The 25,154-nt window shown below is 54.1% G+C and carries 25 protein-coding genes; 16 read left to right on the plus strand and 9 right to left on the minus strand.

Going from position 1 to position 25,154, the window contains the following annotated elements:
• Window positions 1–60: 60 nt before the first annotated feature.
• Entirely contained in the window at window positions 61–1,359 is a 1,299-nt protein-coding gene (tig, locus tag G6Q29_RS06545) for a trigger factor (RefSeq protein ID WP_165464985.1), read from the minus strand.
• Window positions 1,360–1,690: 331 nt separating this feature from the next.
• Window positions 1,691–2,008: a transcriptional regulator BolA gene (gene bolA, locus G6Q29_RS06550; protein ID WP_003859051.1), complete on the minus strand. Its 318-nt coding sequence runs from the start codon at window positions 2,006–2,008 to the stop codon at window positions 1,691–1,693.
• 303 nt (window positions 2,009–2,311) lie between these two features.
• Here bolA and G6Q29_RS06555 point away from each other — a divergent pair, with 303 nt between their 5' ends.
• From G6Q29_RS06555 to G6Q29_RS06595, 9 genes are all read left to right on the plus strand, one after another.
• Window positions 2,312–2,890 (plus strand): lipoprotein, encoded by a 579-nt coding sequence (locus tag G6Q29_RS06555; RefSeq protein ID WP_006809883.1) that lies wholly within the window; start codon window positions 2,312–2,314, stop codon window positions 2,888–2,890.
• A gap of 45 nt (window positions 2,891–2,935) precedes the next feature.
• The gene (gene ampG / locus G6Q29_RS06560; RefSeq protein WP_165464986.1) at window positions 2,936–4,411 is read left to right on the plus strand and encodes a muropeptide MFS transporter AmpG; all 1,476 of its coding nucleotides are present in this window, start codon (window positions 2,936–2,938) and stop codon (window positions 4,409–4,411) included.
• A gap of 478 nt (window positions 4,412–4,889) precedes the next feature.
• A complete protein-coding gene (gene cyoA / locus G6Q29_RS06565; protein ID WP_165464987.1) occupies window positions 4,890–5,837 on the plus strand; it encodes a cytochrome o ubiquinol oxidase subunit II in 948 nt (315 codons plus the stop codon).
• Between the two features lie 16 nt (window positions 5,838–5,853).
• The gene (gene cyoB / locus G6Q29_RS06570) at window positions 5,854–7,845 is read left to right on the plus strand and encodes a cytochrome o ubiquinol oxidase subunit I (protein ID WP_165464988.1); all 1,992 of its coding nucleotides are present in this window, start codon (window positions 5,854–5,856) and stop codon (window positions 7,843–7,845) included.
• Entirely contained in the window at window positions 7,835–8,449 is a 615-nt protein-coding gene (locus tag G6Q29_RS06575) for a cytochrome o ubiquinol oxidase subunit III (RefSeq protein ID WP_003859057.1), read from the plus strand. Before cyoB ends, G6Q29_RS06575 begins: the two co-directional genes overlap by 11 nt.
• A complete protein-coding gene (locus G6Q29_RS06580) occupies window positions 8,449–8,775 on the plus strand; it encodes a cytochrome o ubiquinol oxidase subunit IV (protein WP_006809888.1) in 327 nt (108 codons plus the stop codon). The genes G6Q29_RS06575 and G6Q29_RS06580 overlap by 1 nt, the downstream gene beginning before the upstream one ends.
• An 11-nt stretch (window positions 8,776–8,786) precedes the next feature.
• On the plus strand, window positions 8,787–9,674 hold the full coding sequence (cyoE, locus tag G6Q29_RS06585; RefSeq protein ID WP_006809889.1) for a heme o synthase: 888 nt from the start codon (window positions 8,787–8,789) through the stop codon (window positions 9,672–9,674).
• Between the two features lie 149 nt (window positions 9,675–9,823).
• Window positions 9,824–11,197 carry an MFS transporter gene (locus G6Q29_RS06590; RefSeq protein ID WP_165464989.1) on the plus strand — a complete coding sequence of 458 codons (1,374 nt, stop codon included), beginning with the start codon at window positions 9,824–9,826 and terminating at the stop codon, window positions 11,195–11,197.
• A 912-nt stretch (window positions 11,198–12,109) separates the two neighbouring features.
• On the plus strand, window positions 12,110–12,802 hold the full coding sequence (locus tag G6Q29_RS06595) for a DUF1120 domain-containing protein (protein WP_165464990.1): 693 nt from the start codon (window positions 12,110–12,112) through the stop codon (window positions 12,800–12,802).
• A gap of 66 nt (window positions 12,803–12,868) precedes the next feature.
• On the opposite strand, the gene G6Q29_RS06600 is transcribed toward G6Q29_RS06595, so the two are convergent.
• Window positions 12,869–13,360, minus strand: coding sequence for a YajQ family cyclic di-GMP-binding protein (locus G6Q29_RS06600; protein WP_023293165.1), 492 nt, complete (start codon window positions 13,358–13,360; stop codon window positions 12,869–12,871).
• Between the two features lie 120 nt (window positions 13,361–13,480).
• Between G6Q29_RS06600 and panE the strand changes: the two genes are divergently transcribed.
• Together panE and yajL are read left to right on the plus strand one after the other, a co-directional pair.
• Window positions 13,481–14,392 (plus strand): 2-dehydropantoate 2-reductase, encoded by a 912-nt coding sequence (panE, locus tag G6Q29_RS06605; protein ID WP_165464991.1) that lies wholly within the window; start codon window positions 13,481–13,483, stop codon window positions 14,390–14,392.
• A complete protein-coding gene (gene yajL / locus G6Q29_RS06610) occupies window positions 14,355–14,945 on the plus strand; it encodes a protein deglycase YajL (protein ID WP_165464992.1) in 591 nt (196 codons plus the stop codon). Before panE ends, yajL begins: the two co-directional genes overlap by 38 nt.
• A 124-nt stretch (window positions 14,946–15,069) precedes the next feature.
• On the opposite strand, the gene thiI is transcribed toward yajL, so the two are convergent.
• A complete protein-coding gene (gene thiI / locus G6Q29_RS06615; protein ID WP_165464993.1) occupies window positions 15,070–16,518 on the minus strand; it encodes a tRNA uracil 4-sulfurtransferase ThiI in 1,449 nt (482 codons plus the stop codon).
• A gap of 178 nt (window positions 16,519–16,696) precedes the next feature.
• Here thiI and xseB point away from each other — a divergent pair, with 178 nt between their 5' ends.
• From xseB to G6Q29_RS06635, 4 genes are all read left to right on the plus strand, one after another.
• Window positions 16,697–16,939 (plus strand): exodeoxyribonuclease VII small subunit, encoded by a 243-nt coding sequence (gene xseB / locus G6Q29_RS06620; protein ID WP_003859094.1) that lies wholly within the window; start codon window positions 16,697–16,699, stop codon window positions 16,937–16,939.
• Entirely contained in the window at window positions 16,940–17,839 is a 900-nt protein-coding gene (gene ispA / locus G6Q29_RS06625; RefSeq protein ID WP_165464994.1) for a (2E,6E)-farnesyl diphosphate synthase, read from the plus strand.
• Window positions 17,840–17,863: 24 nt separating this feature from the next.
• Window positions 17,864–19,726, plus strand: a complete 1,863-nt coding sequence (dxs, locus tag G6Q29_RS06630; protein WP_165464995.1) for a 1-deoxy-D-xylulose-5-phosphate synthase — start codon at window positions 17,864–17,866, stop codon at window positions 19,724–19,726.
• 62 nt (window positions 19,727–19,788) lie between these two features.
• A complete protein-coding gene (locus tag G6Q29_RS06635) occupies window positions 19,789–20,763 on the plus strand; it encodes an aldo/keto reductase (protein WP_165464996.1) in 975 nt (324 codons plus the stop codon).
• A gap of 90 nt (window positions 20,764–20,853) precedes the next feature.
• Here the strand turns inward: G6Q29_RS06635 and thiL are convergent, their stop codons facing one another.
• The 5 genes from thiL to nrdR form a co-directional block, all read right to left on the minus strand.
• Window positions 20,854–21,825 (minus strand): thiamine-phosphate kinase, encoded by a 972-nt coding sequence (thiL, locus tag G6Q29_RS06640; protein WP_165464997.1) that lies wholly within the window; start codon window positions 21,823–21,825, stop codon window positions 20,854–20,856.
• A 77-nt stretch (window positions 21,826–21,902) separates the two neighbouring features.
• Window positions 21,903–22,322 carry a transcription antitermination factor NusB gene (gene nusB / locus G6Q29_RS06645; protein WP_006809908.1) on the minus strand — a complete coding sequence of 140 codons (420 nt, stop codon included), beginning with the start codon at window positions 22,320–22,322 and terminating at the stop codon, window positions 21,903–21,905.
• A 21-nt stretch (window positions 22,323–22,343) separates the two neighbouring features.
• Window positions 22,344–22,814, minus strand: a complete 471-nt coding sequence (gene ribH, locus G6Q29_RS06650) for a 6,7-dimethyl-8-ribityllumazine synthase (protein WP_003859098.1) — start codon at window positions 22,812–22,814, stop codon at window positions 22,344–22,346.
• An 87-nt stretch (window positions 22,815–22,901) separates the two neighbouring features.
• On the minus strand, window positions 22,902–24,005 hold the full coding sequence (ribD, locus tag G6Q29_RS06655) for a bifunctional diaminohydroxyphosphoribosylaminopyrimidine deaminase/5-amino-6-(5-phosphoribosylamino)uracil reductase RibD (protein ID WP_165464998.1): 1,104 nt from the start codon (window positions 24,003–24,005) through the stop codon (window positions 22,902–22,904).
• Between the two features lie 4 nt (window positions 24,006–24,009).
• Window positions 24,010–24,459 (minus strand): transcriptional regulator NrdR, encoded by a 450-nt coding sequence (gene nrdR / locus G6Q29_RS06660; RefSeq protein WP_003859099.1) that lies wholly within the window; start codon window positions 24,457–24,459, stop codon window positions 24,010–24,012.
• Window positions 24,460–24,611: 152 nt separating this feature from the next.
• On the opposite strand from nrdR, the gene G6Q29_RS06665 reads away from it, so the two are divergent.
• Window positions 24,612–25,151: a DUF3251 domain-containing protein gene (locus tag G6Q29_RS06665; protein ID WP_080460819.1), complete on the plus strand. Its 540-nt coding sequence runs from the start codon at window positions 24,612–24,614 to the stop codon at window positions 25,149–25,151.
• The last annotated feature ends 3 nt before the right edge of the window (window positions 25,152–25,154 follow it).

Raw genomic sequence — 25,154 nt, forward strand, 5'->3', positions numbered from 1 at the left:
AAAACCCGTCGCCGGAGGGCAACGGGTTTTTTGTTCAAACTTTAAACCGTTGGGGCGAAATTACGCCTGCTGGTTCATCAGTTCGGTGAAAGAGGTCTCTTTTTCGGTCACTTTCGCTTTCGCCAGTACCGCTTCAACAGCCTGCTCTTCCAGTGCGACGTTGCGCATGTTGTCCATCAGCTCTTTGTTCTTACCGTAGAACTCGATCACTTCTGACGGATCTTCGTATGCAGAAGCCATCTCTTCGATCAGACCTTTCACACGTTCTTCGTCAGCTTTCAGCTCGTGGGTACGAATCACTTCGCCCAGCAGCAGGCCAACAACAACGCGGCGTTTCGCTTGCTCTTCAAACAGCTCGCGTGGCAGTTCCATCGCCTGCTGCTGGTTGCCACCGAAACGCTGTGCAGCCTGACGGCGCAGAACGTCGATTTCGCTGTCGATCAGGGCAGCTGGCACGTCGATGTCGTTCGCCTTCACCAGACCTTCAATCGCCTGAGACTTCACGCGGTTACGTACAGCGCCGTTCAGCTCGCGTTCCATGTTTTTACGCACTTCGGTGCGCAGGCCCGCAACAGAACCATCTTCCACGCCGAAACGCTTGATGAATTCTTCAGTCAGTTCTGGCAGTTCGCGCTCTTCCACTTTTTTCAGGTTGATGACGAACTTCGCTGCTTTACCTTTCAGATTTTCAGCGTGGTACTCTTCAGGGAAGGTCACGTCGATGGTGAACTCTTCGCCCGCTTTGTGACCTTTGATACCGTCCTCGAAGCCTGGGATCATACGACCCTGGCCCATCGCCAGTACGAAATCAGACGCTTTACCGCCTTCGAACTCTTCGCCGTCTACTGAACCGGTGAAGTCGATGGTTACGCGGTCTTCCGCGTCAACAGCGCCGTCTTTCTCTTTCCAGTCCGCCTGCTGCTTACGCAGAGTATCCAGCATGCCGTCAACGTCTTCGTCAGTCACGGAAACGATCGGTTTTTCAACTTCGATAGATTCCAGACCTTTCAGCTCAACTTCCGGGTACACTTCGAACTCTACGGAGTAGGTGAAGTCTTCGCCCTGCTTGTATTCGCCTGGAACGTAGTTCGGCGCGCCGGCTGGATTGATTTTTTCTTTGATGATCGCGTCGATAAAGTTGCGGCTCATCAGTTCACCCAGCACATCCTGACGCACGGAAGCGCCATAACGCTGAGCAACTACATTCATTGGTACTTTGCCCTTGCGGAAGCCGTCAATACGTACTTTTTTTGCTACGTTGACCAGCTCGCTTTTCACAGCAGTTTCGATGCTGTCAGCAGCGATAGTAATCGTTACACGGCGGCCAAGGCCTTGAGTGGTTTCAACTGAAACTTGCATCTTGTTACCTCAAAAAAATCACAGTGCTCGGTCAACTCTGAATCTGTCTGTTATACCGGGATGCTCTCTTATGTGCAGATTCACATTCCCTGTCGCCAGAATCATCCCGAAGACATTCAATAAGACGCGGCATTATAGCGGCATCACTTAGGTGAGTCGAGAACGGTTGGGGCATGTTGCTGCGGCTTTTTTCACACTTTAAGGCTATTTTTAGCCTTAAAAACGCGCCATCCGCTCAAAACTCAGACAAAACAAAACGGCCCAAAGGCCGTTTTGACGAAATCTGTAAGCAACATACTGGAAAAACTCCGGCGGTTGCAAATCCGATTTATCAGGCGATGGTGCCTGCACCCCGACAAGGCGGTGATGCGAATACCGTATCCTGTAACCCTTCCCATTCCTTAATGGTGTAGGTATGCAGCGCCAGCGCATGTACGGTTGTGGAGAGTTCTTCCGTCAAGGTGCTGTAGATCAAGCGGTGTCGGTTCAGGAAACGTTCTCCCGTGAAGCGATCGCTGACCAGAACCACTTTAAAGTGGCTTTCAGAACCTGCCGGCACGTTATGACGATAGCTTTCGTCGACAACTTCGAGAAACACAGGGTTGAACGCTGCCCTTAATTTTTCTTCTATCTGTTCACGTATCATCATGAAATCACTCCTCCGACAACGCTAAGATGTCACCCATCCCTTTAAATATTAGCCGCTTTTACCGGTTCCATTACACCTTGACAACAAATATTTAGCTTTCGTCTGATTTTCTCATCCAAACGAATGAAGTTCACTATGTGGTTCATACGTTTTGTCACTTACAGGCAAAGAAAAGCGGAAAGCTGGTCAGTTTTCAGACAAGGCGATGAATTTACATGCATTGACCACTTCCCCTGGCCGTTGGCGATGTTATGATGGCGGCAATTTTTCTCTCTTTGCTTACGATTCGTTGAGAACCCGAAAATGTTAAAAAAAATCTTCTTTCCGTTGGTAGCACTCTTTATGCTCGCCGGTTGCGCGACCCCGCCGACGACCATTGACGTTTCACCAAAAATTACGCTGCCTCAGCAGGATCCAAGCCTGATGGGCGTTACGGTCAGCATTAATGGCGCCGATCAGCGTCAGGACCAGGCGCTGGCGAAAGTGACTCGTGACAACCAGCAGGTCACGCTGACCGCCTCCCGCGACCTGCGCTTCCTGTTGCAGGAAGTGCTGGAGAAACAGATGACCTCCCGCGGCTACATGATTGGCCCAAGCGGCGCAGTTGACCTGCAAATCATCGTGAACAACCTGTACGCTGACGTCTCCCAGGGTAACGTTCGCTACAACATTGCCACCAAAGCCGATATTGCCATCATCGCTACCGCGAAGAATGGTAACAAAATGAACAAAAACTATCGGGCGAGCTATTCCGTTGAAGGCGCATTCCAGGCCTCCAACAAAAATATCGCTGACGCGGTTAACAGCGTGCTGACTGACACCATTGCCGACATGGCACAGGACACCAGCATTCACGACTTCATCAAGCAGAACGCCCGTTAATCCTGCTGTCTGGCCCGGTGCTTCACCGGGTCAGTTCATAAGAACATGTCCAGTCACTACTTACGCATTTTCCAGCAACCGAAATCAGCTATTCTGCTGATCCTTGGTTTCGCCTCCGGTTTACCTCTTGCACTCACCTCCGGCACGCTACAGGCGTGGATGACGGTTGAGAATATCGATCTTAAAACCATTGGTTTCTTCTCGCTCGTTGGCCAGGCTTACGTCTTTAAGTTCTTGTGGTCGCCGGTGATGGATCGTTATACCCCACCGTTCCTCGGACGGCGTCGCGGCTGGTTAGTGATGACGCAGGTGCTGCTGTTGCTGGCCATTGCCGCAATGGGCTTCCTTGAGCCGTCAACACAGCTGCGCTGGATGGCCGCGCTTGCGGTGGTCATCGCCTTCTGTTCCGCTTCGCAGGACATTGTTTTTGACGCCTGGAAAACGGACGTTTTACCAGCAGAAGAGCGTGGTGCCGGTGCGGCAATCAGCGTGCTTGGCTACCGCCTGGGTATGCTGGTTTCCGGCGGCCTGGCTCTGTGGCTTGCCGACCGCTATCTCGGCTGGCAGGGAATGTACTGGCTGATGGCCGCGCTGCTGATACCCTGCATTATTGCCACATTATTCGCGCCTGAACCGAGCGATGTGATTCCGGTCCCCCGCTCGCTGGAGCAGGCCGTCGCCGCACCGCTCCGCGACTTTTTTGGTCGCAATAATGCCTGGCTGATCCTGCTGCTTATCGTCCTTTATAAGCTCGGCGATGCTTTCGCCATGAGCCTCACCACCACCTTTCTCATTCGTGGCGTCGGGTTTGACGCAGGGGAAGTTGGCGTGGTGAATAAAACGCTGGGGTTGTTTGCCACGATTGTCGGCGCGCTGTACGGCGGCGTATTAATGCAGCGCCTGACGCTGTTCCGCGCTCTGCTGATATTCGGCATTCTCCAGGGCGCATCGAATGCCGGTTACTGGCTGCTGTCGATTACCGATAAGCATATGATCAGCATGGCGACGGCCGTATTCTTTGAAAACCTGTGTGGCGGTATGGGCACTGCGGCCTTTGTCGCCCTACTGATGACGCTGTGCAATAAATCATTTTCCGCTACCCAGTTTGCGCTGCTCTCTGCCCTTTCCGCCGTCGGGCGCGTATACGTTGGCCCAGTCGCGGGCTGGTTTGTTGAAGCCCACGGCTGGCCGACGTTTTATCTCTTCTCGGTGGTGGCGGCTGTGCCAGGGATTTTATTGCTGCTGGTCTGTCGCCAGACGCTGGAATATACCCAACGAACGGAACACTTCATGCCGCGCACGGAGTATCAGGCCGCCTATCGGTTTGCCCTGCGCCTGCTGATGGCAGGTTGTTTTGCGCTGGTAATGTGGCTCGCGGTACTCATTATGAATGCGACGACCACCTTATCGCTTCCTTTTGAAACCCTGCTGCTTGATGCTGGCATGTTTCTCGCCGTGGTGGGGATCCTGACCGGTGGGATGCTGGATTTCATGTCACTGCGGAAAACGCAGATGACATGAAGTAAAAAGCGAAAGGTTATTTCCCGTTGTAATAACGACACGAAATTATAACGGTGAAATAACCGCCCTCGGCAAAAAAAATATTTGTTGTTTTGTGCGGGATAGCATTCGGAAATTATTGGAGCTTATTTCGCTACGCTATTTTCCGTTAAACGATTCAGCATTCGAAAGATTGAATTTTCGTTTTTTAGATGTCTTTTTATTGATAATTAATTGTTAATTATTTGTGTATTTTCCGCAATGGTTATACCAATTGTCCCTTTTGCGGTATGCTGGGGCACCCTTTCGTTATAACGCCCACTCCGTGCGGCTTCCCCCGGGAAACGCGACATAATTTGCAACACTTGTGACATGTGCGGCAGAACCCGGTAACACCTTCCTGACACAGGGCTAATGATGTTTACAGTAATGTAACCTTCCCGTAAAATGCCCCCACACTTTAAACGCCACCAGACTCCCGTGGAATTGAGGTCGTTAAATGAGACTCAGGAAATACAATAAAAGTTTGGGATGGTTGTCATTATTCGCAGGCACTGTATTACTCAGTGGCTGCGATTCTGCACTACTAGACCCCAAAGGACAGATTGGACTGGAACAACGTTCATTGATACTGACGGCTTTTGGCCTGATGTTGATTGTGGTTATTCCTGCCATCTTGATGGCTGTTGGTTTCGCCTGGAAGTATCGTGCGAGCAATAAAGATGCGAAGTATAGCCCGAACTGGTCACACTCCAATAAAGTGGAAGCTGTGGTCTGGACGGTACCTATTCTGATCATCCTGTTCCTTGCTGTACTCACCTGGAAAACCACTCACGCACTTGAGCCGAGCAAACCGCTGGTTCACGATGAAAAACCCATTACCATTGAAGTGGTCTCCATGGACTGGAAATGGTTCTTCATCTATCCAGAGCAGGGCATTGCTACCGTGAATGAAATCGCCTTCCCGGCGAACACTCCGGTGCAGTTCAAAGTGACCTCCAACTCCGTAATGAACTCCTTCTTCATCCCACGTCTGGGCAGCCAGATTTACGCGATGGCCGGTATGCAGACTAACCTGCACCTGATCGCGAATGAAGCAGGCACCTACGACGGTATCTCCGCCAGCTATAGTGGCCCGGGCTTCTCGGGTATGAAGTTCAAAGCTATCGCTACGCCAGACCGTGCCGCTTTCGACCAGTGGGTTGCAAAAGCGAAGCAGTCTCCAAACACCATGTCTGACATGGCGGCGTTCGAAAAAGTGGCTGCACCTAGCGAATATAACAAGGTGGAGTACTTCTCTAACGTGAAACCGAATCTGTTCAAAGATGTTATTGGCAAATTTATGGATCACGGCATGAGCATGGACATGACCCAGCCTGAAGGCGAGCACAACACGCACCAGGGTATGGAAGGCATGGACATGAGCCACGCGGAAACCGCTCACTAAGGGGCCGAGGAAGAAAATGTTCGGAAAATTGACATTGGATGCGGTGCCGTACCATGAACCCATTATCATGGTTACGATTGCTGCAATTATCATTGGTGGCGCGGCCTTAGTTGGCCTGATCACTTACTTCGGTAAGTGGAGCTACCTGTGGAACGAGTGGCTGACTTCGGTTGACCACAAAAAACTCGGCATCATGTACTGCATCGTCGGTATCGTCATGTTAATTCGTGGCTTTGCGGATGCGATCATGATGCGTAGCCAGCAGGCGCTTGCGTCTGCGGGCGAAGCCGGCTTCCTGCCGCCGCACCACTACGATCAGATCTTTACCGCCCACGGCGTTATCATGATCTTCTTCGTGGCGATGCCGCTGGTAATCGGTCTGATGAACGTTGTCGTTCCGCTGCAAATCGGCGCGCGCGACGTTGCGTTCCCGTTCCTGAATAACCTGAGCTTCTGGTTCACGGTTGTCGGCGTTATCCTGGTTAACCTGTCACTGGGTGTGGGCGAATTTGCTCAGACCGGCTGGCTGGCCTACCCGCCACTTTCGGGAATTGAGTACAGTCCGGGCGTGGGCGTTGACTACTGGATTTGGGCGCTTCAGCTCTCCGGTGTCGGTACCACTCTGACCGGTATTAACTTCTTCGTGACCATCCTGAAGATGCGTGCACCAGGAATGACGATGTTCAAGATGCCGGTATTTACCTGGGCATCTCTGTGCGCCAACGTCCTGATTATCGCGTCGTTCCCAATTCTGACCGTCACCATCGCGCTGCTGACCCTGGACCGCTATCTGGGTACCCATTTCTTCACGAATGATATGGGTGGCAACATGATGATGTACATCAACCTGATTTGGGCCTGGGGCCACCCGGAAGTGTACATCCTGGTTCTGCCGGTGTTCGGTGTGTTCTCCGAAATCGCGGCAACCTTCTCGCGTAAACGTCTGTTTGGTTACACCTCGCTGGTGTGGGCAACCGTATGTATTACCGTTCTGTCGTTCATCGTCTGGCTGCACCACTTCTTCACCATGGGTGCGGGCGCGAACGTAAACGCCTTCTTCGGTATTACCACCATGATTATCGCGATCCCGACCGGGGTTAAGATCTTCAACTGGCTGTTCACCATGTATCAGGGCCGTATCGTATTCCACTCAGCCATGCTGTGGACCATCGGCTTCATCGTTACCTTCTCCGTAGGTGGGATGACCGGCGTACTGCTCGCGGTACCGGGCGCGGACTTTGTTCTTCACAACAGCCTGTTCCTGATTGCGCACTTCCATAACGTTATCATCGGCGGCGTCGTCTTCGGCTGCTTCGCTGGTGTGACCTACTGGTGGCCAAAAGCGTTCGGTTTCACCCTGAACGAAAAATGGGGTAAACGCGCGTTCTGGTTCTGGATCATCGGTTTCTTCGTGGCGTTTATGCCGCTGTACGTGCTGGGCTTCATGGGGATGACCCGTCGTCTGAGCCAGCAGATCGATCCGCAGTTCCATCCGATGCTGTTGATTGCAGCGGGCGGCGCAGCGCTGATTGCCTGCGGTATCCTGTGCCAGCTGATTCAGTATTACGTGTCTATCCGTGACCGTAACCTGAATCGCGACCTGACCGGGGACCCATGGGGTGGCCGTACGCTGGAGTGGTCTACCTCTTCTCCACCTCCGTTCTATAACTTTGCCGTAGTGCCGCACATTCATGAGCGTGATGCATTCTGGGAAATGAAAGAAAAAGGTGAAGCGTACAAGCAACCTGAACATTACGAAGAGATCCATATGCCGAAAAACAGCGGTGCGGGCATCGTGATTGCCGCCTTCGCAACGGTATTTGGTTTCGCAATGATCTGGCACATCTGGTGGATGGCGATTGTTGGCTTCGCTGGCATCGTAATCAGCTGGATTGTGAAGAGCTTTGACGAGGACGTGGACTACTACGTACCAGTCCGTGAAGTTGAAAAGCTGGAAAACCAGCATTTTGACGAGATTTCTAAAGCGGGGCTGAAAAATGGCAACTGATACTCTGGCGCACTCGACTGCCCACGCGCATGAACATGCGCACCATGATACAGGACCGACGAAAGTCTTCGGTTTCTGGATCTACCTGATGAGCGACTGCATCCTGTTCTGCTGTCTGTTCGCGACCTATGCCGTTCTGGTGAACGGCACAGCGGGCGGCCCGACCGGTAAGGACATCTTTGAACTGCCGTTCGTTCTGGTTGAAACCGCACTGCTGTTATTCAGCTCCATCACCTACGGCATGGCGGCTATCGCCATGTATAAAAACAACAAGAGCCAGGTTGTCTCCTGGCTGGCGTTGACCTGGCTGTTTGGTGCTGGCTTTATCGGGATGGAAATCTATGAATTCCATCACCTGATCATGGAAGGCTTCGGCCCGGATCGTAGCGGCTTCCTGTCAGCGTTCTTCGCGCTGGTAGGCACCCACGGTCTGCACGTGACCTCGGGTCTGATCTGGATGGCAGTGCTGATGTTCCAGATCTCCCGTCGCGGCCTGACCAGTACTAACCGTACCCGTATTATGTGCCTGAGCCTGTTCTGGCACTTCCTGGACGTGGTATGGATCTGTGTGTTCTCTGTTGTCTATCTGATGGGGGCGATGTAATGAGTCATTCTAACGATCATGGCGCTTCCCACGGCAGCGTAAAAACCTACATGACAGGTTTCATCCTGTCGATCATTCTGACGGTGATCCCGTTCTGGATGGTGATGAACGGTTCTGCGTCCAAGCCGGTTATTCTGGGAGCAATCCTGGTGACCGCTGTGATTCAGATTCTGGTGCATCTGGTTTGCTTCCTGCACATGAACACCAAGTCCGATGAAGGCTGGAACATGACGGCCTTTATCTTTACCGTGATTATCATCGCTATCCTGGTAGTCGGTTCCATCTGGATTATGTGGAACCTTAACTACAACATGATGGTTCACTAAGAGCGGCGAGTATGTTTAAGCAATACCTGCAAGTCACGAAACCAGGCATCATCTTTGGCAACCTGATCTCCGTAATCGGAGGGTTCCTGCTGGCCTCTAAAGGCAGCATTGATTACGCCCTCTTTATTTACACGCTGGTCGGTGTGTCACTGGTGGTTGCGTCCGGTTGTGTATTTAACAACTACATCGACATGGATATCGACAAGAAGATGGAAAGGACCAAAAATCGGGTGCTGGTTAAAGGCCTGATTGCCCCTTCCGTCTCGCTGGTGTACGCCACCTTGCTGGGTATTGCTGGCTTTATGCTGCTGTGGTTTGGTGCAAACCCGCTGGCCTGCTGGCTGGGGGTGATGGGGTTCGTGGTGTATGTGGGCGTCTACAGCCTGTATATGAAACGTCACTCCGTCTACGGCACGTTGATTGGTTCTCTCTCCGGCGCTGCGCCGCCGGTGATTGGCTACTGCGCCGTCACGAACGAGTTCGACAGCGGTGCGCTGATCCTGCTGGCTATCTTTAGCCTGTGGCAGATGCCGCACTCCTACGCCATTGCGATTTTCCGCTTTAAGGATTATCAGGCGGCGAACATTCCGGTTCTGCCGGTCGTGAAGGGCATTTCGGTTGCCAAGAACCACATCACGCTCTACATCATCGCTTTTGCCGTGGCAACGCTGATGCTCTCTCTGGGCGGTTACGCTGGATATAAATATCTGGTGGTAGCAGCCGCGGTGAGCGTCTGGTGGCTCGGCATGGCCCTGCGCGGTTACAAAGTGGAAGATGACAAGGTCTGGGCACGCAAGCTGTTTGTGTTCTCGATTGTCGCCATTACCTCCCTGTCCGTGATGATGTCCGTAGACTTCATGGTGCCTGATTCACAAAACCTGCTGACTTACGTCTGGTAAGCGACAACAGGTTAATAAAAGGGTGCTTCGGCACCCTTTTTTATTCACAAAATCAATTAATCACGCATGTAATATTTGTTAAATAAGCCTTTATTTACCCCGCCCCTTCCCCGCACTACACTATGGCCTGCTTTTGAACTGAGGTGGTAATGAACGATTATAAAATGACGCCAGGCGAGCTACGCGCAACCTGGGGCTTAGGGACCGTCTTCTCGCTAAGGATGCTCGGCATGTTTATGGTCCTGCCTGTTCTGACCACCTACGGTATGGCGCTACAGGGGGCGAGCGAGGCGTTGATTGGCCTGGCCATTGGCATTTACGGTCTGGCCCAGGCGGTATTCCAGATCCCGTTTGGTCTGCTCTCCGACCGCGTGGGACGCAAACCGCTGATTGTTGGCGGGCTGCTGGTGTTTGTGCTCGGCAGCATCATCGCCGCCCTTTCCCACTCCATCTGGGGCATTATCCTTGGTCGCGCCCTGCAAGGGTCCGGAGCCATTGCCGCCGCCGTGATGGCGCTGCTGTCAGATTTAACCCGCGAGCAAAACCGCACCAAAGCCATGGCGTTTATCGGCGTCAGCTTCGGCGTTACTTTTGCTATTGCCATGGTATTAGGTCCGATTATTACCCATGCGCTCGGTCTGCACGCCCTGTTCTGGATGATTGCCGGGCTGGCAACCATCGGGATCGCACTAACGCTGTGGGTCGTGCCTGACAGCAAAAACCACGTCCTCAACCGTGAATCGGGGATGGTTAAGGGCTGCTTCAGCAAAGTGCTGGTCGAGCCACGCCTGCTGAAGCTGAACTTCGGTATTATGTGCCTGCATATCCTGCTGATGTCGACCTTTGTCGCCCTGCCCGGCCAGCTGGCCGCAGCGGGCTTCCCGGCGGCCGAGCACTGGAAAATCTATCTGGTCACGATGGTGATTTCGTTTGTCTCCGTGGTGCCATTCATCATTTATGCTGAAGTGAAGCGTAAGATGAAACGCGTCTTTATTGGCTGCGTGGCATTGCTGCTGGTTGCCGAGATTGTCCTCTGGGGTTCTGGCCCACACTTCTGGGAGCTGATTGCCGGTGTGCAGCTGTTTTTCCTTGCGTTTAACCTGATGGAAGCTCTGCTGCCGTCGCTGATCAGCAAAGAATCTCCGGCCGGTTACAAAGGCACGGCGATGGGCATTTATTCCACCAGCCAGTTCCTCGGCGTGGCGATTGGCGGCTCGCTTGGCGGCTGGGTGGACGGCTTGTTTGACTCTCAAACCGTGTTTCTCGCGGGCGCGCTGCTGGCGACAATCTGGCTGTTGGTCGCCAGCACCATGAAAGAGCCTCGCTACGTCAGCAGCCTGCGCGTAGAAATTCCAGCTAATGTGCCGATTAGCGATGCGCTGAAACAGCGTCTGGAAGCAAAAGAAGGAGTGACGGAGGTACTGATTGTCCCTGAAGAGCGCAGCGCTTACGTCAAAATAGACAGCAAGGTGACCAACCGCTTCGAAGTGGAGCAGGCCCTGCAAGGATCCCCCGCTGGCTAATGTGATTCAAGCCCCCTTCTTTGGGCTGCACCCCAAAAGTTGGATGCCCAACTGAGTAGGGTGCAGTTTATATGGCTAAGCCAACCTACCCCCTCGAAACCAGAGTAGCGGTAGTTAAGCATTTCCTGGCCAAACGCGATGGCGCACATCGTACCGCTATTATAAAAGACGTTATGGCTACCGCATGCTCGCACTCTTGCTGAGTAGGCAGGAGCAGTTAATAAACCGTCAAACAATGCAGCGGATGATGGCGGCGAGGTCGATCCGGTCTCTGATAAGAGTGGAGAAATATCGGTCCCTGACGGATGAGAAGGGCAAGCTCACGACTCATATACTTGACCGGGACGTTGGTGCCTCAAACGTCAACAAAAAATGGATAACGGATGTTAACGCGTTGTTGGTACAGGAAAAAACTGTACCTGTCGCCAGTACTCGATCTGTTTAATCGTGAAATCAGCTCCTGAGTATTATCGAATAAAAAAAGCGATAGAGGACAATATCTATTATTACAATAACGGACGGACAAGCCTGAAATAAGAAGCCATGAGCCCGGCAGAATACCGAACCCAGGATCTTAAAACCGCTTAACATGAAATAACCAGCTGTATGGGGGCATTCAATTATGGGCTTTATTAAATAGTTTGATCATTCATACACTTTCTATCTTAAATTAACATCCCTTCACCCTCTGAAACATTAAGAAATAATCACATATTTTTAAACGCAAAAATGGCCTTCCCATTAAATAGTACTTAATCCATCTGTTAATTTTGTTTAGTTGTTTAGCGTGAATTATAAAATATAATTTTTCACGGGCCTGTTTTGAATGTATTTCATGGACAAACAGGCGTGACTTATAAAGATATCACTATATCTTCCCACTTATTATTTGCACATGTTATGGATTAACACATGAAAAAGATTCTTCTCGCGTCCGCGCTTGCTCTTTCCGTCACCTCCGCCTTTGCCGCCGATCCGAGTGCCGTTCTGAAAGTTAAAGGCACCCTGACCAATGCCGCCTGTTCTCCAGAGCTGTCTGGCGGCGGCGTAGTGGATTACGGCACCATTCATCTTGGCGAACTGTCAGCAACAGAGACAAATCAGCTGGGTCAGAAAAAAATCAATTTGACCATTACCTGTTCAAGCGACACGAAAGTCGGCTTCCAGGTTGTCGACGATCGCAGTGCGACTGATGCCCAAATCACGGTAGAAAACGCCTATGCAAACGGCGAATCAGCAGATGCTGGTGATTATCGCACTTTTGGTGCGGGTCTTACTGCCGAAAACGTGAAAATTGGTAGCTGGGCACTGGCAGCGGATCCTGCCAACATTATGGTAGACGGTAAAGCCGCTGATTTCCTGTCTAGCCCTATGTGGATCAATGAGGGTTTGCCAGCCTGGAAAAATAATAACCCACGGGCACGTGTCGAGCATGCATTGCAGGTTTACACTGTTGCTGCCACCGGTACGCTGGAGCCTGTTGCATTTAAAACCGCAACTATTCCGCTGGTGACGAGCCTGGCGATTCAGGGCACCACCACGCTTGCCATTACCGACGACACGCAGATTGACGGTCAGGCAACCATTTCGCTGATGTACCTTTAATCATTTAACGGTTATCGACATATATAAAAAAGAGCCGTTTTATACGGCTCTTTTTATTGATAATAATTAATCGCGGAAGTTTTTAAACTGGAACGGCTGACCTAAATCGCCGCCGCGTACCAACGCCATAACGGACTGAAGATCGTCGCGAGATTTACCGGTCACACGAATTTCTTCGCCCTGAATCTGCGCCTGGACCTTCAGCTTGCTATCTTTAATGAGCTTAACGATCTTCTTCTGCACCGCGCTCTCAATACCCTGCTTCAGCTTTGCTTCTACAAACCAGTTCTTACCGCTGTGCACAAATTCGTCCGGTACATCGAGAGACGTCCCTTCGATGCCGCGTTTTAACAGCTTGGCGCGCAGAATGTCGAGCAGCTGGTTCACCTGGAAATCTGACTCGCTCAGCACTTTAATGGTCTTATTTGCGTCATTCAGCTCAAACGACGCTTCAACGCCACGAAAATCAAAACGTGACTCAACTTCGCGGGTTGCGTTCTCAACGCCGTTGCGAACTTCCTGGATATCAACTTCGGAAACAATATCGAAAGATGGCATCTTTTTTCTCCCTTCACTTTTGTTGCGTTGCATAATACCCGCTACGAGGCATAACTCAACAGAAGCTTAGCTGTATAATTAAGCTGTAACACCTGGCGCAGTTGCAGGTGAGGAGGAACAATGAAAATTACAGTGCTCGGATGCGGAGCGCTTGGCCAGCTGTGGCTGACCGCGCTTTGCAAGCACGGACATGAAGTCCAGGGCTGGCTGCGTGTGCCCCAGCCCTATTGCAGCGTCAACCTGATCGGAGAAGACGGAATCATCTTTAATGAATCCCTCACCGCGAACGATCCTGATTTCCTCGCGCAAAGCGACCTGCTCCTGGTGACGCTCAAAGCGTGGCAGGTTTCCGACGCGGTAAAAGCGCTGGCCGCTCAGCTCCCCCCCACTTCCCCCATTCTGCTGCTGCATAACGGCATGGGAACACTTGATGAGCTGCAAAGCGTTCCACAGCCTCTGCTGATGGCAACCACCACGCACGCTGCACGTCGCGACGGCAATATCATCGTGCATGTTGCCAGCGGCGTGACGCATATCGGTCCGGCCCGCGAGCAGGACGGCGATTACAGCTATCTGGCCGACATCCTGCAAACGGTATTGCCGGACGTCGCCTGGCACAACAACATCCGCCCTCAGCTGTGGCGCAAGCTGGCGGTAAACTGTGTGATCAACCCGCTGACGGCCCTGTGGGACTGCCCGAACGGCGAGCTAAAAAACCATCCGCGGGAGATAGAAACGCTGTGTAAAGAAGTGGCTTCGGTAGTAGAGCGCGAAGGCTTGCACACTTCTGCGGAAGATTTACGCTATTATGTCGAGCAGGTTATTGATAGTACTAAAGAAAATATCTCTTCGATGCTACAGGACGTACGTGCGTTACGCCACACCGAAATCGACTATATCACCGGCTATCTGTTAAAGCGCGCCCGTGCGCACGGTATCGCGGTGCCTGAAAACGCCCGCCTGTACGATCAGGTTAAACGTAAGGAGAATGAGTATGAGCGCGTCAGCACTGGTATGCCTCGCCCCTGGTAGCGAAGAGATGGAAGCTGTCACCACCATAGATTTAATGGTGCGGGGCGGTATCACGGTGACCACCGCGAGCGTTGCCAGCGACGGCAATCTTGCGGTCACCTGTTCACGCGGGGTCAAAATCCTGGCGGATGCACCGCTTGTGCAGGTAGCGGACGGAGATTACGACATTATCGTTCTGCCCGGCGGCTTAAAAGGCGCGGAGTGTTTCCGCGATAGCCCGCTTTTGGTCGAAACCGTGCGACAGTTTCATCTGTCGGGTCGTATCGTCGCAACCATCTGCGCTGCCGCCGGAACGGTGCTGGTTCCGCACGACATTTTCCCCATCGGCAATATGACCGGCTTCCCTGCCCTGAAGGACACGATCCCGGAAGACCAGTGGGTGGACAAACGCGTGGTCTGGGATCCGCGCGTTAACCTGCTCACCAGTCAGGGGCCGGGCACCGCGATTGATTTTGGCCTGAAGATAATCGACCTGCTGGTCGGGCGCGAAAAAGCATACGAAGTGGCGTCATCGCTGGTGATGGCGGCGGGGATTTATAACTACTACGAATAAAAAAGCCGGGCGGCGCCAGGTAAAAGCAAAACGGCAACCTCAGGTTGCCGTTTTTAATGTTTGCGCCCTCTCCCCGTGGGAGAAGGTCGAGTGAGGGCATCAGGCCGCACTCCCCGACAATAAACTACGGGCGATACACCTTCACGTTCGAGAAGCCCTGCTCACGCAGATACAGCGCCTGCAAACGGCTCATGACCCCACGTTCGCACCACAGCAGATACGTTTTGCTCTGGTCGAGATCGCCAAACTGGGTGCTCAGCTTGTAGAACGGCAGCGAAACCACCTCCACGCCTTCCACCTGCAACGGTTTGTCATCCTGCTCGTCAACAGAACGGATATCCAGAATCGTATCGTTAGCACCGAAGCCGCTGACCGTCTCCACCTCAACCACTTCCTGCTCGGTCTGCTGGGCGATCTCACGAATATCGATGTTGGACGCTTCCGCCACCACTTTTTCCAGAATGCTGAAATCGAAGTTCTCCTCTTCCGCTTCGATCTTCGCCTTCACCGCTTTAATGGTTGGACTTTTTGAGATCACACCGCAATATTCTGGCATGGTGCGGGCAAAATCTTCAGTACCGATTTTACGCGCCAGATCGATGATGTGCTCTTTATCGTGAGAGATCAGCGGACGCAGGATCAGCGTATCAGACACATTGTCGATAAGACGCAGATTGGTCAGCGTCTGGCTGGAGACCTGCCCCAGCGCTTCACCGGTGACCAGCGCCTGCACGCCGTAGCGCTCAGCCACTTTGGACGCCGCGCGTACCATCATGCGCTTCAGCACCACGCCCATCTGACCGTCATCCACTTTTTCGAGGATTTCACCCACCACCGGCTCAAAGTTGATCGCCACAAAACGTACGCGGTGAGAGCTGCCGAAGCGATTCCACAGGTAATGCGCCACCTGACGTACGCCAATTTCATGCGCTGCGCCGCCCAGGTTAAAGAAGCAGTAATGAACGCGGCAACCGCGTCGCATCAGCATATAGCTGGAGACGCCGGAGTCGAATCCGCCGGAGATCAGCGACAGCACATCTTCCTGAGTGCCGATAGGGAAACCGCCAATACCTTCGTAGCGTCCCTTTACCAGCAACAGACGATCGTTTTCGATCTCAAGGTTAACGGTGACATCCGGGTTAGTCAGGCGTACGCGCGCCGTCTCGACGTGCTGGTTCAGACCGCCGCCGACGTAGCGTTCAACTTCAATAGAGCTAAACTCATGCTTACCGCGGCGCTTCACGCGTACGCAGAAGGTTTTCCCTTCGATCTGGTCGCGGTACTGCACCAGCGCCTTTTCGAAGATATCGTGCATATCGCTGAAAGGAACGTCTTCCACTTCCAGAATATGGTGAATACCCGGGATACGGGTCAACGCGTCGCGAATATCAAGACGTTTGTTTTCGTCTTTCGCGCGGACTTCCACGTGATCCCAGTGACGCACCACGGCGAGCGTTTCGTCGTAGTGTTTTAATACGTTACGAATGTTCCCGGTGAGAATTTTAATAAAGCGCAAACGCACGGATTGGCTTTTGATGGTGATTTCAGGGAACAATTTAATGATAAACTTCATGGCGGCAATGTTTCTTAGGCAAGCTTATAAAGGCTTGTAGTGGAAAATGATACAGCAGCCCACACCCGTGGCTGCATCCAGGCGCGCAAGTATACCACCATCGCGCCACTCGCGTTATTTGATAATTGCCCCGAGTCCGTTACCATGTCAGGGCGAAAAATTTAAGAGTCAATTCACTATGCCGAAGAAAAACGACGCACCGGCCAGTTTCGAAACTGCGCTGAGTGAACTGGAGCAGATCGTTACCCGTCTTGAGAGCGGCGATCTCCCGCTGGAAGACGCGCTCAACGAATTTGAACGCGGCGTGCAGCTTGCGCGCCAGGGGCAGGTAAAACTCCAGCAGGCTGAGCAGCGTGTACAGATCCTGCTCTCCGACAGCGAAGACGCTAAAACCACGCCCTTCACACCGGACGCCGAGTAAATGGATTTTACCAACGCGCTTCAGGCGCGCGTCATCCGCGCCAACGCCGCGCTGCGCCGTTTCATTGAGCCGCAGCCTTTTCAGAACACTCCACTGGTTGAAGCCATGCACTATGGCGCACTCTTGGGGGGTAAACGCCTGCGTCCGTTCCTGGTGTATGCCACGGGCAACATGTTCGGTATCAGCGATAACACGCTGGACGCCCCGGCAGCCGCCGTGGAGTGTATCCACGCCTATTCGCTGATCCACGATGATTTGCCGGCCATGGACGATGACGATCTGCGTCGCGGTCAGCCAACCTGCCATATTAAATTTGGCGAAGCGAATGCCATTCTGGCGGGTGATGCGCTGCAAACCCTGGCCTTCTCCATTCTGAGCGATGCGCCGATGGTTGAGGTGAGCGATCGCGATCGTCTGGCAATGGTGTCCGAACTGGCGATGGCCAGCGGCGTCGCCGGGATGTGCGGTGGCCAGGCGCTGGATTTAGAGGCTGAAGGTCGTCAGGTTACACTGGAGCAGCTTGAACGCATCCACCGTCATAAAACGGGCGCCCTGATTCGTGCAGCCGTTCGCCTGGGCGCGTTGAGCGCGGGGGAACGCGGGCGCAAAGCCCTGTCGATTCTGGACAGATACGCAGAAAGTATCGGTCTGGCATTCCAGGTTCAGGATGACATTCTGGATGTGGTGGGCGATACTGCAACATTGGGAAAACGTCAGGGTGCGGATCAGCAGCTTGGCAAAAGTACCTACCCCGCCCTGTTGGGCCTTGAGCATGCCCAACAAAAAGCCCGGGATCTGATAGACGATGCCCGCCGTTCGCTGAATGAGCTGGCTGCGCAATCGCTGGATACCTCGGCACTGGAAGCGCTAGCGGACTACATAATCCAGCGTGATAAATAAACTATAAATCTCGATGAGCCTTTGATGAGTTTTGATATTGCCAAATACCCGACACTGGCGTTAGTTGACTCCACTCAGGAGTTGCGTCTGTTGCCGAAAGAGAGTCTGCCGAAGCTATGTGACGAGCTGCGTCGCTACCTTCTCGACAGCGTTAGCCGCTCCAGCGGCCACTTCGCCTCCGGACTTGGCACGGTTGAGCTGACCGTGGCGTTGCATTACGTCTATAACACGCCGTTCGATCAGCTGATCTGGGATGTAGGCCACCAGGCCTATCCGCACAAAATTCTGACCGGACGTCGCGATAAAATTGGCACCATTCGCCAGAAAGGTGGCCTGCATCCGTTCCCGTGGCGCGGTGAGAGCGAGTATGACGTGCTGAGCGTCGGCCACTCTTCCACCTCCATTTCTGCGGGCATCGGGATTGCCGTTGCCGCCGAAAAAGAGAATAAACAGCGCCGCACCGTCTGCGTGATTGGCGACGGGGCGATCACCGCCGGGATGGCCTTTGAGGCCATGAACCACGCGGGCGATATCAAACCGGACATGCTGGTGATCCTCAACGATAACGAGATGTCGATCTCCGAGAACGTCGGCGCGCTGAATAACCACCTGGCGCAGCTGCTGTCCGGCAAGCTTTACTCCTCACTGCGTGAAGGCGGTAAAAAAGTCTTCTCCGGCGTACCGCCGATCAAAGAGCTGCTTAAGCGTACCGAAGAACACATTAAAGGCATGGTCGTGCCGGGTACGTTGTTCGAAGAGCTGGGCTTTAACTATATTGGCCCGGTGGACGGCCACGATGTGCTGGGTCTGGTGACGACGCTTAAAAACATGCGTGACCTGAAAGGCCCGCAGTTCCTGCACATTATGACCAAGAAAGGGCGTGGCTACGAACCGGCGGAAAAAGATCCCATCACCTTCCACGCGGTACCTAAGTTCGACCATACCAGCGGGTGTCTGCCAAAAAGCAGCGGCGGGATGCCGAGCTACTCAAAAATCTTTGGCGACTGGCTTTGCGAAACGGCGGCGAAAGACAACATGCTGATGGCGGTGACCCCTGCCATGCGCGAAGGCTCCGGCATGGTGGAGTTTTCCAAAAAATACCCGGACCAGTATTTCGACGTCGCCATTGCCGAGCAGCATGCCGTCACCTTCGCCGCGGGACTGGCAATTGGCGGCTACAAGCCGGTGGTGGCGATCTACTCCACCTTCCTGCAACGCGCCTACGATCAGGTTATCCATGACGTTGCCATTCAGAAGCTGCCGGTGCTGTTTGCTATCGATCGCGCGGGCATTGTGGGGGCTGACGGCCAGACGCACCAGGGCGCGTTTGATCTCTCCTTCCTGCGCTGCATCCCGGACATGGTGATCATGACGCCAAGCGACGAAAACGAGTGTCGTCAGATGCTGTATACCGGCTATCACTATCAGGACGGCCCCTGCGCGGTACGTTATCCACGCGGTAATGCCCTTGGCGTTGAATTACAGCCGCTGGAAAAACTGGACATTGGTAAAGGCCTGGTGAAACGCCGCGGTGAAAAAGTGGCGATCCTGAACTTTGGTACGCTGATGCCGGAAGCGTCAAAGGTCGCTGAAAACATGAACGCGACGCTGGTCGATATGCGTTTCGTGAAGCCGCTCGATGAATCTCTGATCCTGAGCATGGCGGAAAGCCATGACGTGCTGGTCACGCTGGAAGAGAATGCCATTATGGGTGGCGCGGGTAGCGGCGTGAACGAAGTGCTGATGGCGAACCGTAAAGCCGTTCCGGTGCTTAATCTCGGCCTCCCTGACCACTTCATCCCGCAAGGCACCCAGGATGAGGCGCGCGCCGACATTGGTCTGGACGCCGCAGGTATCGAAGCTAAAATCCGCACCTGGCTGGCCTGATCCCTCCCCTTTTCTGCTCCTGCTATGCTTAAACGTATTGTTTAAACAGCAGGAGCGGAACCATGCAATACACGACATTAGGAAAAACGGACCTTAAGGTGTCCCGGCTTTGCCTGGGATGCATGACGTTTGGCGAGCCTGACCGGGGAAATCATGCCTGGACGCTGCCGGAAGAGAGCAGCCGCCCCATCATCAAGCGCGCCATTGACGGCGGCATCAACTTCTTCGATACCGCCAACAGCTACTCCGACGGCAGCAGCGAAGAGATAGTGGGCCGCGCCCTGCGAGATTTTGCCCGTCGGGATGACATTGTGGTCGCCACCAAGGTGTACTACCCGTCGGGCGATCTGGCTGAAGGCCTTTCTCGCGCGCAGATCCTGCGTTCCATTGATGACAGCCTCAGACGCCTGAACATGGATTACGTCGACCTGCTGCAAATTCACCGCTGGGATTACAACACCCCGATCGAAGAGACGCTTGAAGCGTTGAACGACGTCGTTAAAGCCGGTAAAGCACGCTATATCGGCGCGTCGTCCATGCATGCCTCACAGTTTGCCCAGGCGCTCGATCTCCAGGCGCAGAACGGCTGGGCGCGCTTTGTCACCATGCAGGATCACTACAACCTGATTTACCGGGAGGAAGAGCGCGAGATGCTGCCGCTCTGCTACCAGGAAGGCGTGGCGGTGATCCCGTGGAGCCCGCTGGCGCGCGGACGTTTAACCCGTCCATGGGGCGAAACCACCGCCCGGCTGGTATCGGATGAAGTGGGTAAAAACCTGTATGGCGAAACAGAAGCCAGCGATGCGTTAATTGCCGAACGTCTGGCCGGGATCGCAGACGATATCGGTGCAACGCGCGCACAGGTGGCGCTGGCGTGGCTGCTGAGCAAGCGCGGTGTCGCCGCGCCGATTGTGGGCACATCGCGGGAAGAACAGCTGGATGAGTTGTTGAGTGCGGTGGACTTATCGTTGACGCCGGAGCAGATTGCCGAGCTGGAGACGCCGTATCAGCAGCATCCGGTGGTAGGGTTTAAGTAAATACTTGCCGGGTGGCGCTACGCTTGCCTGGCCTACAAATAAAGTGCGATCGTAGGCCGGGTAAGGCGAAGCCGTCACCCGGCTATACACTCACCCAAAGTGATCGTAACCTTTCCAGTCAAGCGTAACGGGGGCGCCGTCACGGACAAACAGCAGCCCTTCACTTTCCGGCATCACCTGCCCGATGCAGGTAAACTTAGCCCCCAGATGCGCTAACGCCACATCCAACGTTCCGCGATTCAGCTCAGGCACGGTGAAGCACAGCTCATAATCTTCTCCACCGGATAACGCCCAGCGAAGCGCCTGCTCAGGCCCGGCATGGCGACGCAACGGCTCTGACAGTGGGAACAGATCCAGATCGATCCGCGCGCCCACGCCGCTGGCTTTCAGAATATGACCAAGATCGGAGATCAGCCCGTCAGACAGATCGATAGCTGAACTGGCCCGCTCGCGCAGCGCCTGACCGTGCAAAATACGCGGCGTAGGTCGCAGGTGGCGTTTCACCAGGTAGGCTGCATCATCAGCATCTTCAACCGCTAAACGGTTCTGAAGGATCGCGAGCCCGGCCGCGCTGTCCCCCGGCGTTCCGGTCACGTAGATCCAGTCGCCCGGTTTTGCGCCCGAACGCTTCAGCGCGCGCCCGGCAGGCACATAGCCGTGGATAGCCAGGGTCATCGACAGCGGACCGGCAGTGGTATCGCCGCCAATCAGCTGCATATCGTAATAATTCAGCTGTTCAAACAGCGCATCGCTGAAGGCTTCAAGCCAGGCCTCATCCACCTCCGGCAGCGTCAGAGCAAGCGTCAGCCAGGCCGGGTCGGCCCCCATTGCCGCCAGATCGCTGACGTTGACCGCCAGCGCCTTATACGCCAGGTCAGCGGGATCAATATCGGGCAGGAAATGACGCCCACACACTAAGGTGTCGGTGCTGATCGCCAGCGTCTGTTTTTCGGGAATATTGAGAAGTGCGCAGTCATCGCCAATGCCGGTTTCAACATCAAGACGAGAGGTTCTGACACGGTCGAAATAACGGGCAATCAGGGAGAATTCGCCGCATGCCATACGTTATGCCTCAGAAAATAAAAGAAAAAACCGGAGCCGCACTGCCGTTACGGCAATGCAGGACTCCGGTTTGCGGATCACTTTTTGTGGGGACGGATCGCAGGTGCGGCTTTATCCAGCACGCCGTTAACAAACTTGTGGCTGTCTTCAGCGCCGAAGGTTTTCGCCAGTTCGATCGCTTCGTTGATGGCCACTTTGTACGGCACATCATCACGTTTTGACAGCTCAAACAGCGCGATACGCAACACTGCTTTTTCAACCTGGCCCAGCTCTTCGAGCAGACGGGACAGGTACGGCTTCATCAGACCGTCGAGATACGCGCTATTAGTCGCCACTCCCGACAGCAGTTCACGGAAGTACAGAACGTCAACGTCTTTCACGTCCTGTTCTGACAGGAACTGGTATTCAACATCAGCGATGTCGTTCTGGGACAACTGCCAGGAGTAAAGTGCCTGGACGGCACATTCACGGGCGCGGCGACGAGCAGCAGGTTTCACGGAATTCCCCTTACAAAAAAATCAGGCCTTGATGGCTTTCAATACATTGATCATTTCAAGCGCGGTCAGTGCAGCTTCTGCACCTTTGTTACCGGCTTTGGTGCCAGCACGTTCGATGGCTTGTTCAATACTTTCGGTGGTCAGCACGCCGAACGCGACAGGGATTTCAGCATCCTGTGCAACGTGTGCCAGACCGTTGCTTGCACCGCCCGCAACGTATTCGAAGTGCGCGGTGCCGCCACGAATAACAGTACCCAGCGCAATCACCGCGTCGTATTTACCGGTTTTTGCCAGCGCGCCCGCTGCCAGTGGCAGTTCATAAGCACCTGGTACCCAAACGACGGTAATGTTGTCATCTTTAACCTGGCCGATACGTTTCAGGGCGTCAACCGCACCTTCCAGCAGGCTATCGTTGATGAAGTTGTTGAAACGCGCAATGGTGATGGCGACGCGAGCGTCCGGGGTAGCTACAGCAGCTTCAATAATGTTCATACTCTTCCTTTACGGGTTCATTTGGCCCCGCAGGGGGGCGGATTTTATCATAATACTTTGCGCGCTGCTTCCCTATTTCAGGGGCAATTACGCTGTCGTTAAATGGAGGCAGACATCCGGGCCCACCGGACGAATCTCGCTGAATGAGAGTTGCGGCGCATCGGCCAGTTTTTCAAGGCCGGGCAGCACAAACAGGCCGCGCGCGTCGTTACCTAACAGTTTAGGCGCAACGTAGACGAGAAGCTCATCCACCAGCCCCGCCTGAAGCAGCGCGCCGGCGAGCGTCGGACCGGCTTCAACCCAGATGCTGTTGACCTGCTGTTTGCCGAGCAACATCATCAGCACCACGAGATCGAGATGCCCGTTATGTTCCGGCACCATAATGCTGCGCACGCCTTCCGGCCACTCGCGCGTATCTTCTTTGGTGCGGGCAATCCAGGTTTCACCCGGCTGCTGCACGATGCGGTGCTCCGGCGTCACGCGGTTTTGGCTATCAATAATAATGCGCAGCGGCTGACGCAGGTTCTCCTGCGGATAGAGCGCCTGCGTATCCGCATTCAGCTCTTCCCAGCGCACGGTCATGGCCGGATCGTCAGCCAGTACCGTTTCACTGCTGGTGAGAATAGCATGGCTTTGCGCGCGCAGACGTTGCACATCGCGCCTTGCCTGCGGCGAGGTGATCCACTGGCTTTCGCCGTTCGCCATCGCCGTGCGGCCATCCAGAGACGCGCCAAGCTTAAGCTGGATAAACGGGAAGCCGGTGCGCATGCGCTTCAGGAAGCCTTTATTCAGGGCTTCCGCATCCTGCATCATCAGGCCGTGACGGACGTCGATCCCTTCCTGTTGCAGACGATACAGCCCGCGACCCGCCACCTGCGGATTAGGATCCTGCATGGCGGCGACAACGCGCGAGACGCCCGCCGCAATCAGCGCTTCACAGCACGGCGGCGTGCGCCCATGGTGGCTGCAAGGCTCCAGCGTTACGTAGGCCGTTGCGCCACGCGCTTTCTCACCCGCCATGCGCAGAGCATACACTTCAGCATGCGGCTCGCCTGCGCGGTAGTGAAACCCTTCCCCCACGATCTCGCCATCTTTAACAATAACGCACCCGACGTTGGGGTTAGGGTGAGTGGTAAACCGACCGCGCTGCGCCAGCTTCATGGCTCGCGCCATGTACATCTCGTCGTGCATGGGCTTAATCCTGTAAGCGGGCGATCTCTTCGCCAAACTCTTTGATGTCTTCGAAGCTGCGGTAAACGGAGGCGAAGCGGATATAGGCGACTTTATCGAGCTTTTTCAGCTGTTCCATCACCAGATTGCCGATCATTTTGCTCGGCACCTCGCGCTCACCTAACCCCCGCAGATAAGATTTAATATGGTTTAACGCCATTTCGACGTCATCGGAACTGACGGGCCGTTTTTCCAGCGCCTTGAGCATCCCGCTACGCAGTTTCTCTTCATTGAACGGTTCGCGCACATCGTTACTTTTTACCACGCGCGGCATTACCAGCTCTGCCACCTCGAAGGTGGTAAAACGCTCGTTGCACACCAGACACTGCCGACGACGACGCACGGAAGACCCTTCGCCTACAAGACGTGAGTCGATGACTTTGGTATCCACAGCGGAGCAAAATGGGCAATGCATACGATGTCCCTGTTATCTGGTTAACTGATTTCTATTTTACCCTGAACTGGCCTGACAACAAAGGAAGAGCTTTTTGAGACAAAGGATCTATGCCTGACGGCACTATCCTGTCTACCATTGCAGCAATCTGTGATTTCAAGGAATTAAACGCAATGACAAGACGTTACCTGAAAATAGTGCTGGTGGGGAGCCTGTTCACGCTCAGCGCCTGCGCACAGCAAAGCGAAGTCCGCGAGATGAAACAAAGCGTGAATACGCTCAATGTAGCGATGGACAAACTTAACAAAGAAACCGTGAAGATCACCCAGCAGAACGCCCTCAATGCCAAATCCAGCAATGGCGTTTATTTATTGCCAGGTGCAAACACGCCCGCGCGTCTGAACAGCCAGATTGGCACGCTAAAGATGTCTCTGGTGAATGTTGCAGCGAATGCCGATGGTACTCGCGCAACATTACGCATTCAGGGTGAATCTAACGATCCGCTTCCCGCGTTCAGCGGCACCGTAGAGTGGGGCCAGATTCAGGGCACCACGGAGAGCTATCAGGAAGTAAACGTAAAAAATCGGCTCTTCACCGCCCCCGCCAGCACGCTGGCGCCGAGCGATGTTGATATCCCGCTCCAGCTGAGCGGACTGACGCCAGAACAGCTGGGCTTTATCCGCATTCACGACATTCAACCCGCCGCGCAATAACCC

The sequence above is a fragment of the Enterobacter cloacae genome, from assembly GCF_011078175.1.
GTDB classification, from domain to species: Bacteria; Pseudomonadota; Gammaproteobacteria; order Enterobacterales; family Enterobacteriaceae; genus Enterobacter; species Enterobacter cloacae_Q.